The following is an 11,280-nucleotide window of genomic DNA, read 5'->3' as shown; positions in this document are numbered from 1 at the left end:
AGTTATGGCTCTAAAGTGTTACCAAGAAGCTGCTGCCCATCATAAGCATACACTGCAACACGATGCAGATGACATTCTCATCTATGAAAGCATTGCAGAAGTGTGTCGTACACAAGGCTTGACCTCTCAAGCCTTAGGATACCTCAAGCAAGCTGCGCAATTGTGTCTTAAGAACAGACAGATCGAGAAAGCAAGGCAAATTCTTAACGAAATGCAAGTGATAGAGGGGGGCGAGTGTTTGGTTGAAAACCTCGAAGCAGAACTCAATAAGTTCAAAGACCCACACTAGCTCAGCAAGGTAGACGACGGTGCGCGTTGCTTTCGCCCAAAGTTCTCCGTAAATTCCCCACAGTCTCAAAGGAGAATAACGAGCTTCAAAAATGAAGAAAGTACTTTTAGTTTTTGTGCGTGCCGCAAGCGGTGTTGACGGTCCAAGACCTGTCTTTGCACCAGCGCATGTCCCTCCACTACAACGCTTCAAAGAACAACTCTTGCAGAAGATTATACAGCGTGCACAGTTTGCGGTGCCAAATATGGCGCTGATGATGCTCAGTTCTATTGAAGTTGAGGGCGTAGAGCAACACATTTGCGATATGCGCTTTGATGACTTGCCCTTAGAGCAGCATTGGGATTTGGTCGGTATTACGGTACATACAGGTGCAGCCAGAGCTGCGTTCGATGTAGCACGGCAGTTTCGAGCGCGTAGGGTAAAAGTGGTGTTGGGCGGACCGCATGTAACGCTGTTCCCAGAGCACTGTGCAAAAGAAGCGGATGTGATCGTGATAGGCGAAGCCGATGATATTTGGCGTGATGTGCTTGAAGACTTGAAGCATGATCAACTCAAGGCGCGCTATCAAGCAAAAGCCTTACCAGATTTGAGCATCGCACGACCGGTCAAAAAAGATGCACTAAACATCAGGCGCTATTTTACAACCAATTTAATCCAAACATCGCGTGGCTGTCCTTACCGCTGTGATTTTTGCAATGTCTATGTAATGAACGGCGGAGTGATCCGACATCGATCTGTAGAGCACGTTGTGGCTGAAGTAGAGCGATTTTTGAAAGATGATAAGCGAGTCTTCTTTTTTGTCGATGATACCGTCAATGCCGATCCGAAATACGCTAAGGAACTGTTCTCACGGCTCATTCCCTACAAGATTCGCTGGGTAGGACAAGCCACCACGATGCTTGGGCAGCAAGATGAACTGCTGAAAATTTTTGCGCAGTCGGGATGTTCAGGGTTACTGATTGGTATTGAAAGTGTCAGTGATGCAAGCAACCGATCGCATCGCAAAAAGCAGAACAGCGAGCGCACGCTGGCGCGCAATATCAAAGCGATTCGCTCCGCTGGCATTTGTGTCTATGGAAGTTTTATCTATGGACTTGACGGTGATATCAAAGAAACCGCTGATGCACTTTATGACTTCATTGAAGAGACGCAAATTGATGTGCCGGGTGTCAATCTCCTGCGTCCCATACCGGGCACCGCGCTCTTTGAGCGGCTTGCAAATGAAGGTCGGTTGCTCTTTCCAAAAGATGATGTTGAAGCCTTCCGATACAGTTGGGGACAAGAAATGCAGTGTAAGCCAAAGCAAATGTCAATTGAAGAATTTATCGAAGCCTATAGCAGACTCACGCAAAGGCTCTACACTTTCCAAAACGCAATCAAGCGTACATGGCATGCGCCATGCATTAAAACTGCAATTCTAATGTTTAATCTTTCCTATATCTATATGTATGGTCTGTCGCGCAAAGACCTTGCAGCACAGCGCGAAAAACTAAGGCTCGAGCACGTCTTGGGTGAGCGGTGCCAAGCGCAAGAAGACCTCCAAAGCACGAAAATGCAAGAAGCATGATAGCTCTAAGTGTTTTGAATTTTTAAGCAAACACCATTAGCATTATATTACTTTTGCAGCTTTGTAATGCATTGCACTAAACCGACGAAGTATGGCACACTTCTACCTTACACAGCCCGCACAATCAGGTGAAGATTTGGCGACAAGTTACAGGATGTCTCTTAGCGTGCTGCCAAATGATGTGCAACTGGCACTTCATGCCGTAGGAGAAGCACTTGACAAAAGCATTCGTCGGCTAAACCAACAGGCGCAGGCTGCAATCAATAGTGCCGAAGGCAATAAGGCGCGAGAAATTTATCAAGTGATGCAACCTGTGACGAGCTTCTTTCTCACAGGTCTTGGTATGTACGCGGCAACAGTAAAACATCTGCTCGAGAGTGACCTTGATGAACTTGGCGAACTGAGCCCTGTCTTAGATTGGCGTCTCTCGCTTCCTGTAGATCAACTGCGCATCAGAAAAATGCTGGCTGATGACTTAGGATTGCTCTTGCGTGCACCACTAGCCGAATCGACGTGGGTAAAGCGCTTAGAACACGGTTTAATGCTGTACAGTGAAGCCAAAACCAGTGACGATTTTCAGAAGGCGTTTGACCAGCTAAATGAACTGCTCGATTCAGCGCAAGTGCCCCATAGCGATTACGTGATGCTGCACCGTATCGGCCTGATGTATCTCTACGTGCCAACGTTGTTAGATTTAGCCAGAGCCGAAGCTTATCTCATCAAGGCAGCGGAGTGCATTATGGAAGAGAGCGATCCGCAAGCGAAGCGTTTGATGAGCGCACTTGCCGATATGGGCAGTCGTGGCATGACCGAAGAATTTTCATTGCTGATAAAAAGGGCAGCAGCAGAATCCTACTTCCAAGCGGGTATTGCGTGTCTGTTGCAAAATGAACTTAATGATGCGGCAGAGATTTTCTCCAAGAGTCGCGATCTTTACCTCTTGCCTGAGGCAGGTTACTTGCAAGCAAAGGCGTTGATGCTCATGGGCAAGAGTGCTGAAGCAGCTGCTGTCTTAGAGCAAGTCATTAATCAGCAACGCATCTACGCATTCAAAGCAGCCATCGATCTTGATATCTATAAAGAGCCTACCACACTTGCAGTGCTCACGAAAGTGCGTGACGAAGCCTTCCGCAGAGTTATCATACATATTCAGAAATGTCGCGCGGAAATGATCCCCAACAGTCAAGCCGCACCTGTGCTCAATGAAATTGAGCAGCGCATTAAGCAGCGCAACTACTATGCGATTCTAAGTGCCGAAGATGATTTGCAACGCGAGCGAAAGTGGAAAGTCATGCCCACAGTCTTTGAACTAAAACGTATGATTGTCGGGCATACGTTGCGCGTAAATGCACTCGCCTTTAGTGCAGATAGCACTCGGCTGGCATCTGCAAGTTGGAAAGTTATCATCTCCGATGCCCGCTCCGCAGAAGAACTGCAGAGCTTCTCAGGGCATTCTATGAAAGAGTTTGTCAATTGCGTTGCCTTTAGTCCTGATGGGAGCAAAATTGCTACAGCCAGCAGCGATATGACATCAAAAATCTACGACTTAAAGTCAGGCAAAGAGCTTTATTCTTTGGAAGGACATAAACAAAGCGTCAATTGCGTTGCCTTTAGTCCCGATGGGAGCAAAATTGCTACAGCCAGCAGCGATAAAACTGTCAATATCTGGGATGTAAAGACCGGAGCGAAACTCAAAACGCTCAAGGGCCATAACCAAAGTGTAACGTTCGTGGCATTCAGCCCGGATGGTGAGTTTCTTGTCTCCACAGGGACTGACATGGTGATTAACTACTGGGAGACACAAAACTGGAAAAAGACAAAAACGCTCAAGGCACACTCGCACAATGTAACGGGTGTTGCATTTTCTATGGATGGCAAGCTAATGGCTACAACAAGTTGGGATAAGAGCATTAAACTCTGGCAGTTCAGAGACGGCAAAGAAATTAAAACCATGACAGGGCATACCAGCGGTGTGGATAGCGTGATGTTTGTCTTTGACGACAAAAACCTTGCAACCACGAGCTACAACCGCGTCAGCAAAATCTGTGAAATTAAACTCTGGGACGTACAGACTGGGCGAGACATACAGTCTTTGGCGGGGCGCTTTTATGCTGTTGCGTTTAGTCGCGATAGCAGCACCATGGCTGTAGCCAGTGCAGATAAGACCGTCAAATTGCTAAGTGCCCCTGAATTGTCAGTCGACGAATTTATCGCACTCGAGCGTCAATCCTATCAGGAAACAGAAGAGGGGCATGCAGCAGCAGAGAAATCTGCAAATGGACAGCACAGTACATACACTGACGATCGGCGCCAGAAAGAGCGCAGAAAAAAATCGTTCTGGCTGGGCGAAGGCGACCGCCGCACTGGGCAAGATAGACGAGTCAATTCTTGACAGGAGTCAGTTGCGCAAAACTAAACTGTGTGTCCGAGAATTTTCTTACATTTGCTGTACAGCTACAACAATTGAAAAAGGAGTTACACATGAGTACTATCGTCGGCTCACCGGCTCAAACATCGAGCACAAACTTGACGCACGCCCATCATCACCCGCCGCACTTAGCACATCATTTCGCAGAACCTGAGCAGCAACTTGAAGCGGCAAAAATGGGCATGTGGATTTTCCTGCTCACAGAAATTCTGCTCTTTGGTGGCATCTTCTGTACGTATGTAATCTATCGCGGTCTCAACGTGGAAATGTTCCACAGTGCGCACCAACTTCTCAGTGTCCCATTAGGTGCAACCAATACCTTCATTCTGATGGCAAGCACAATTGCTATGACCTTTGCAATTCGTGCCATGCAGCTCGGTAACCGTCAGCACACCCTGATGCTCCTTGTCTTTACCTTGCTGTGTGCGGCGGTCTTTCTCGGCATTAAGTATGTCGAATATGCGCACAAATTTCATCTGGGCTTGCTGCCCGGAGTGTATTACACCTATGACGGGTCGGAAGGCGCAATCGTTGGCAAAAATCCTCACATCTTCTTTGGGATTTATTTTGCCATGACAGGTATTCACGCTTTACACGTCATTGCTGGTATGGCAGTCATCGCTTGGATGCTAGTTCGCACAGCAAAGGGTGAGTTTTCAGCTGAGTATTATACGCCCCTTGAAATAAGCGGGCTTTACTGGCATCTGGTGGATATTATCTGGATCTTTGTCTTCACGCTGCTTTATCTGGTTGGATAACTAGATGATTGAAGGGTAAAGTGGTTTGGAGAATTCAAAAAGTAAAAGGAGAATAAACATGAAGGCTTCTTCGCATCAGGCTAAAGCGTCAGCCTCGCACATTGTCCCAGCAAGGGTGTATGCTATGGTCAGTGTTGCGCTCATCATGCTCACCGTGATAAGTATCGTGGTCTCGCAACTCGATTGGGGCGGATTTGGTACAGCCATCGTGCTGTGTGCGGCAACGATTAACGCTGCACTAGTTGCAGGATTTTTTATGCATCTACGCTACGACAATAAGTTTTTTACAAACATCTTTCTTATCTCTGTCATTACGCTTGGCTTTTTGCTTGCCTTTGTACTTATTGACACAAACAGCCGTCAAGGGCTTTACGATAACACCATGCAAGAAATCAAGCAAGGAGCGAACCTCAAAGAAGTAAAACAGCGCAATGAAGCCCGAGACAAACCTGCACAACCTCAAAAACAGTAGTAAGTCGCAGTTTGCACGCACACTACGGCGTCTGTCACTTTTAGCCACTGTTGCAACCTACATCTTGATTTTTGCCGGCGGTTTGGTACGTGTCTCTGGCGCAGGAATGGGCTGCCCAGATTGGCCCAAGTGCTACGGTATGTGGATTCCACCAACTGATGTCAGTGAGCTTAAACCGCAGTACGACCCAGCAGCCTTCAATGCGACGCTTACATGGATTGAATACATCAACCGCTTGATGGGCGTTCTGGTGGGGCTGATTATTTTTGCAACGCTGGTGTATGCAGCGGCACGATTTCTGCGCACGCCGAAACTCTTTTTGCCTGCTTTAGCTGCAACACTTCTAGTGGCGTTTCAAGGCTGGTTAGGAAAAGTAGTTGTCAAAACGGACTTAAACCCATTCATTGTGACGCTGCACTTATCGCTTGCGCTCATTATCGTCAGCATTCTAATCTACTTAACGCTTCAGGCATACAGTACAGAGCGCCCACAAAACCATAGACAAATGCAGAGTAACCATGGTGAGCAGGCTCAAAAGGCAGCGCAGAACATTGAGAAATCTCAAGTGCTGCAAGCTGCAGGGCTCTGGCTTTTTGCAATGATGCAACTCGTGCTGGGCACGCAAGTGAGAGAAAAATTAGAATGGCTCTCGCGTAACTTTCCGCTTTTCACCGAAGCAGAGTGGTTGATGGAAGTTGGCTGGATCGGCAAGTTGCATGGTGCAACGGGCGTTTTGCTTGCTGTACTGACTTGGATAGTGGGCTACAAACTTTTGAGTGCAGAAAGGCAACTTTCGACACTTGCGCGCAATTGCATCTTAGCTATGATGGGGCTTGCGCTTGCAGAAGTGGTGGTTGGGTTTTCTCTCGTTTGGATTGGGATTCCTGCGCTGATGCAAGTGTTTCATCAATGGATTGCAAGTCTCTACATCGGATTGTCATTTGCCTTGACGGTATGGCTGAGTTTGACAGAAGCACAGGAGCTGGTTCAGGTAGGGGAGAGACAAGTGGCGACTGCGAACTGAACGGCAAGAAAGGTAACATCAACATCTTTGTTGATGGTTTCCTCATAGATAAAATTCTGTTATTGCAATAAAATTAACCCTAACTAACCTTAGATAAAACACACTTACAGAAACAAACACAAAACTTTTGTGAAACTTTTTTGGGCAAAAGGAAATTTTATGCATCAAGAATGAGGTTTGCATTTGCATCTGAGTATTTTGTTCATGCTTTAAGAATCGATAAGAGTCGAATATTCAACAAATTTTTTCTTCAATAACCTTAAACTTGAAAGTCTGATGGACACACAGCTCTCGGAGTTTGGCAAAGTTTTCCTCTTTCTACTGGTTGGTGTTGTGTTTGTTGTGTTAGGATTCTTTACATCTCGTCTGATTCGTCCGCACCGACCTAACCCCGAAAAATTGACGTCTTACGAGTGTGGCGAAGAGCCTGTAGGGTCAGCTTGGGTGCAATTCAACATACGCTTTTATGTTGTTGCACTCATTTTCATCATTTTTGATGTAGAGCTTTTATTCTTGTTCCCTTGGGCAACAGTTTTCAAGGAGGTTGGACCTATTGCACTCATTGAGGCGATTGTTTTTATCGGTATTCTAGCGATTGGTCTAGCCTATGCTTGGGTAAAAGGCGACCTTGAATGGGTTATACCACAGGCGCATGTTCCTGAAATGCCGAAGAAGAAATTTGAAATGCCACCAAAGAAGAAAGAGCCCAAGGCAGAAACAGAAACGGTTTAATTTTTCAACACCTTTATTCCGAATCCGAAAGGAGCGTAAGAATGAGTCTTTTAGACACAAAGTTTGAAAAGGGCGGGGTCATAATTAGCAAAGTCGAAGACTTGCTGAATTGGTCACGCCTGTCATCGATGTGGCCCATGTCATTTGGGCTGGCGTGCTGTGCAATTGAGATGATGGCGACGAATGCCTCGAACTATGATCTTGAGCGCTTCGGTATTTTTCCACGCTCTTCGCCGCGCCAATCCGATGTGATGATTGTCGCGGGTACGGTTACATTTAAAATGGCGGAGCGCGTCAAGCGACTCTACGAGCAAATGACAGAGCCACGCTATGTGCTTTCTATGGGCAGCTGTGCTAACTGCGGTGGTCCGTACTGGGAACATGGCTACCATGTGGTCAAGGGTGTCGATCGCGTGATTCCAGTTGATGTCTATGTGCCGGGCTGTCCACCTCGTCCTGAAGCCCTTATCGGCGGCTTGATGAAGATCCAAGAACTGATTCGTGAAGAAAAGTTCGGTGGCAATCGTGAGGATGTCAAGAAGCGTCTTGCCGCTAAATCTGCTCCAGCTGAAGAGGTGATTATGGCAGAACATCCGAACCAAGCAGATAGATCAAAGGGACAAGATAAAAAAGAAACTGAAGTAGAAGAAACTGCAGAGACTGCATAAGAGTTACAACTTTAACTTTTCTAAAACCGCAATTGCCAATGCAGCCAAAACCTTTGACGATTGATGAAATCGCTGCGCTCGTGCGTGAAAAATTCGGCGATGTGATTTCTGAACCTGTGAAAACACCAACCGCAGAGTTTTTTACTATCACTGACTTGGAATACTTGCAAGCGGTGATGTACTTCTTGCGTGAAGATGAACGCACGAAGTTCAACTATCTCTATTGCTTGTCGGGCGTGGATAATGGTGATGGATCGCTGAGCGTTGTCTATCACCTTGAATCGCTTGGCGTGCATGGACACAGGCTTGAAGTCAAAGCAAATTGCTCAGTGGAAAAGCCAGAAATTCCATCGGTGGCAGAAATTTGGCGCACCGCCGATTGGCATGAGCGTGAAGCCTACGATTTCTTTGGTATCAAGTTCATAGGGCATCCCGATCTGCGGCGCATTCTTTGCCCAGAAGATTGGGAAGGCTATCCGCTACGTAAAGATTACAAGGTGGCGGAATACTACCATGGTATTAAAGTACCATTCTAAGAGGCGAGGCACATTTGAGTACATACTCTCAATCACGAGCAACAGTAACATACAGCAACAAGCATGTTGCTCACCGAAATGACGTAGTCCCAGAATCTCAGAAGTTCCAGAAGTAACAGCATAGTGTAGGAGCGCATGGCGCAAAAGTGCAGTGAAGATAGGCATGAGTGTGCAGTTGGCGCCATCTCTCTGAGTGTCAGTGAGTATTTGAAGTGTTTGAGCAGCGTGCAAAACTGAGGGCAAAAGAGAAAAATAGAAAAGTTAAGAAAAATTAAATCTTTAATCAACTGAAACGACAACGACTTATGGCAGAAGTTCTTGAACCTAAGAAGCACAGTTACGCTGAGGTTGGCGCGACTCAGTATGTCTTGGAGCGTGGCTTAGAAACGGACGTGATGGTGCTCAACATGGGACCGCAACATCCGGCAACGCATGGTGTCTTACGTGTGGAATTAATCACTGACGGTGAAATCGTGGTTAAAGCTACGCCTTACATTGGTTATCTGCACCGCTGCTTTGAAAAGCACGCCGAAGCGCTGGAATATCAAATGACCATCCCATACACAGACCGAATGGATTACCTTTCAGCGATGAACAATGAGTGGGTCTATTGTATGGCTGTGGAGAAGTTGCTCAAAATAGAAGTGCCGCGCCGTGTTGAATTCATGCGCGTCATCGTCGCTGAACTCAATCGTATTGCATCACACATCATCTCCATTGGGACATACGGCTTAGATATTGGCGCCTTCACGCCGTTCTTGCATACCTTCCACGACCGCGAACATATCATGAATCTCTTGGAATGGCTCTGTGGCGCAAGAATGCTATACAACTACATCTGGGTAGGTGGAGTCTCACACGATTTTCCGCCGAAGTTCAAAGAGCGCGTGGCGGAATTCCTCAAATACTACAAGCCACGTGTTGATGAAATGAATAACTTGCTGACACAAAATGAACTCTTTGTGCAGCGCACACGCGGTGTGGGCATTCTGCCAGCTGAGGTTGCAATCAACTACGGCTGCTCTGGACCTATGCTCCGAGGTTCTGGTGTAAAATGGGATTTACGCCGTAATGTGCCTTACTCAATCTACCCCGAACTCGAATTTGATGTGGTAGTGCCCAAAGGTGATTTGAGCATCGTTGGTGATTGCTTGTCTCGGCACTTGGTGCGTTGCTACGAAATCTATGAGAGCATCAAAATTATTCAGCAGTGCTTGGATATGATGCCAGAAGAGCCGGGCTTTGATCCACATAAGGCTGTGCCAAAGCGTATTAAACCCCAAGCCGGCGAAGTAATTGCACGAGGTGAAAATCCACGTGGCGAGCTAGCCTACTACATTATCTCTGACGGTAAAGGTGTTAAACCCTATCGTGTAAAGGCACGCGCGCCATCGTTCTGCAATCTGTCTGTGCTGCCCGAACTGGCAAAAGGGACACTGATCTCAGATCTCGTGTCTATTATTGGAAGTATTGATATTGTGTTAGGCGATGTAGATAGATAAGAGAAGTATTATAACCGATTGTAAAACAATTACTTCTACAATCAATGATAAACGCAATTTTAATCGCATCAAGTCCGGTTGCAGCAACCTCGGCTGCCGCATCGGTCGAGCTCAATCAGTGGAGCAATTGGCTTGCTGACCTTGGTGTGCCGGGGCTGCTGCTGATTCCAGCCATTCCGCTAGTCTTTATTGCAGTCTATGCCCTTTACGCTGGAGTGTATGGTGAGCGCAAGATTTCGGCATTTATTCAAGACCGTATCGGACCAAATGAAACAGGTAAGTGGGGGCTCCTGCAAACCATTGCCGACATTCTGAAACTGATTCAGAAAGAAGATGTTGTGCCAGCTGCGGCTGACAAAACACTCTATGTTCTAGGTCCCATCATCGTCTTTGTTGGGGCGTTTGCGGCTTACGCAGTTCTGCCCTTTGGACCGGCTTTCATCGGAGCAGATTTGAACGTAGGTATCTTCTATGCGGTCTCGATTGTCTCAATTGAAGCGGTTGGGATTTTGATGTGCGGCTGGGGTTCAAACAACAAGTGGTCGCTTTTCGGCGCCGTGCGCAGTGTGGCGCAAATCGTAAGCTACGAAATTCCTGCGGGCTTGGCGATTCTGACAGGCGTGATGATGGCAGGCACGCTGTCTATGCACGGCATCACCCTAGCGCAAAGCGGACTGCAAGCCGACGGCACCAATAACGGCTTGGGCTTCCTCAATTTCTTCGTGTTTCAATCGCCTATCGCATGGCTTGCTTTTCTCATCTATTTCATTGCCTCACTTGCAGAGTGTAACCGCGCACCATTTGATATTCCTGAAGCCGAATCAGAGCTCGTCTCTGGCTACTTCACAGAATACGGCGGAATGAAATTTGCCATGATCTTCCTTGCTGAATACGCTAGCATGTTCATGGTAAGTGTGATTATCTCAACGCTCTTCCTTGGCGGCTGGAACTCACCTTTGCCGAACATTGGACCAGTGTTGCTCAATGAATGGACTAACGGACCTATCTGGGGCGTGTTCTGGATTATGGTCAAAGGTCTGTTTTTCATCTTCATCCAGATGTGGGTACGCTGGACACTGCCACGTTTCCGTGTTGACCAACTGATGTATCTGTGCTGGAAGGTGCTTACACCTTTCGCACTTGTGGCATTGGTGCTTACGGCATTCTGGGAGATGTATGTGCGCAACCCCAGTTAAGTTTTGATGCAGTGTATAAAGTCTGAGCTAAAGGGTATATGCAAAATAAGAAAAAATCCAGTGTGCCTGAAGTGATGCTGGACAACAGCGATGGAAAAAAGCGGGTTG

11 protein-coding genes are annotated in these 11,280 nt (G+C 47.0%); all 11 read left to right on the top strand.

All coding sequences use genetic code 11. The features are described 5' to 3' along the window. Positions 1 to 4 precede the first annotated feature (4 nt). The 11 genes from CMR00_10810 (at position 5) to CMR00_10760 (ending at position 11,172) form a co-directional block, all read left to right on the top strand. A complete protein-coding gene (locus CMR00_10810; protein PIO47385.1) occupies positions 5 to 289 on the top strand; it encodes a hypothetical protein in 285 nt (94 codons plus the stop codon). A gap of 91 nt (positions 290 to 380) precedes the next feature. Next, entirely contained in the window at positions 381 to 1,856 is a 1,476-nt protein-coding gene (locus tag CMR00_10805; GenBank protein PIO47384.1) for a B12-binding domain-containing radical SAM protein, read from the top strand. Positions 1,857 to 1,947: 91 nt separating this feature from the next. Then, positions 1,948 to 4,248: a hypothetical protein gene (locus CMR00_10800; protein PIO47383.1), complete on the top strand. Its 2,301-nt coding sequence runs from the start codon at positions 1,948 to 1,950 to the stop codon at positions 4,246 to 4,248. A gap of 89 nt (positions 4,249 to 4,337) precedes the next feature. Continuing rightward, positions 4,338 to 5,042 (top strand): cytochrome C oxidase subunit III, encoded by a 705-nt coding sequence (locus tag CMR00_10795; protein PIO47382.1) that lies wholly within the window; start codon positions 4,338 to 4,340, stop codon positions 5,040 to 5,042. A gap of 58 nt (positions 5,043 to 5,100) precedes the next feature. Continuing rightward, complete coding sequence (locus tag CMR00_10790; GenBank protein ID PIO47381.1) at positions 5,101 to 5,514, top strand: hypothetical protein; 414 nt, start codon at positions 5,101 to 5,103, stop codon at positions 5,512 to 5,514. Then, positions 5,474 to 6,538 carry a hypothetical protein gene (locus CMR00_10785; protein ID PIO47380.1) on the top strand — a complete coding sequence of 355 codons (1,065 nt, stop codon included), beginning with the start codon at positions 5,474 to 5,476 and terminating at the stop codon, positions 6,536 to 6,538. Before CMR00_10790 ends, CMR00_10785 begins: the two co-directional genes overlap by 41 nt. A 276-nt stretch (positions 6,539 to 6,814) precedes the next feature. Beyond that, positions 6,815 to 7,270 (top strand): NADH-quinone oxidoreductase subunit A, encoded by a 456-nt coding sequence (locus CMR00_10780; protein ID PIO47379.1) that lies wholly within the window; start codon positions 6,815 to 6,817, stop codon positions 7,268 to 7,270. 41 nt (positions 7,271 to 7,311) lie between these two features. Next, the gene (locus CMR00_10775; GenBank protein PIO47378.1) at positions 7,312 to 7,938 is read left to right on the top strand and encodes an NADH-quinone oxidoreductase subunit B; all 627 of its coding nucleotides are present in this window, start codon (positions 7,312 to 7,314) and stop codon (positions 7,936 to 7,938) included. Positions 7,939 to 7,976: 38 nt separating this feature from the next. After that, positions 7,977 to 8,474, top strand: a complete 498-nt coding sequence (locus tag CMR00_10770) for an NADH-quinone oxidoreductase subunit C (GenBank protein PIO47377.1) — start codon at positions 7,977 to 7,979, stop codon at positions 8,472 to 8,474. Between the two features lie 395 nt (positions 8,475 to 8,869). Continuing rightward, positions 8,870 to 9,976 carry an NADH-quinone oxidoreductase subunit NuoD gene (locus CMR00_10765; protein ID PIO47386.1) on the top strand — a complete coding sequence of 369 codons (1,107 nt, stop codon included), beginning with the start codon at positions 8,870 to 8,872 and terminating at the stop codon, positions 9,974 to 9,976. A gap of 44 nt (positions 9,977 to 10,020) precedes the next feature. Beyond that, positions 10,021 to 11,172, top strand: coding sequence for an NADH-quinone oxidoreductase subunit NuoH (locus tag CMR00_10760; GenBank protein PIO47376.1), 1,152 nt, complete (start codon positions 10,021 to 10,023; stop codon positions 11,170 to 11,172). Positions 11,173 to 11,280 lie beyond the last annotated feature (108 nt).

Origin of the sequence: [Chlorobium] sp. 445 (genome assembly GCA_002763895.1) — a bacterium.
In the GTDB taxonomy this organism is placed as follows: Bacteria; Bacteroidota; Chlorobiia; order Chlorobiales; family Thermochlorobacteraceae; genus Thermochlorobacter.
This window is presented reverse-complemented; position numbering and strand designations above follow the sequence as displayed.

Excerpts from the sequence above, each read along its gene's own strand:
- CMR00_10800 (PIO47383.1), top strand. The coding sequence starts at position 1,948 with ATGGCACACTTCTACCTTACACAGCCCGCACAATCAGGTGAAGATTTG.
- CMR00_10775 (PIO47378.1), top strand. The coding sequence starts at position 7,312 with ATGAGTCTTTTAGACACAAAGTTTGAAAAGGGCGGGGTCATAATTAGC.
- CMR00_10810 (PIO47385.1), top strand. The coding sequence starts at position 5 with ATGGCTCTAAAGTGTTACCAAGAAGCTGCTGCCCATCATAAGCATACA.
- CMR00_10805 (PIO47384.1), top strand. The coding sequence starts at position 381 with ATGAAGAAAGTACTTTTAGTTTTTGTGCGTGCCGCAAGCGGTGTTGAC.
- CMR00_10780 (PIO47379.1), top strand. The coding sequence starts at position 6,815 with ATGGACACACAGCTCTCGGAGTTTGGCAAAGTTTTCCTCTTTCTACTG.
- CMR00_10765 (PIO47386.1), top strand. The coding sequence starts at position 8,870 with ATGGTGCTCAACATGGGACCGCAACATCCGGCAACGCATGGTGTCTTA.
- CMR00_10785 (PIO47380.1), top strand. The coding sequence starts at position 5,474 with ATGAAGCCCGAGACAAACCTGCACAACCTCAAAAACAGTAGTAAGTCG.
- CMR00_10790 (PIO47381.1), top strand. The coding sequence starts at position 5,101 with ATGAAGGCTTCTTCGCATCAGGCTAAAGCGTCAGCCTCGCACATTGTC.
- CMR00_10770 (PIO47377.1), top strand. The coding sequence starts at position 7,977 with ATGCAGCCAAAACCTTTGACGATTGATGAAATCGCTGCGCTCGTGCGT.
- CMR00_10760 (PIO47376.1), top strand. The coding sequence starts at position 10,021 with ATGATAAACGCAATTTTAATCGCATCAAGTCCGGTTGCAGCAACCTCG.
- CMR00_10795 (PIO47382.1), top strand. The coding sequence starts at position 4,338 with ATGAGTACTATCGTCGGCTCACCGGCTCAAACATCGAGCACAAACTTG.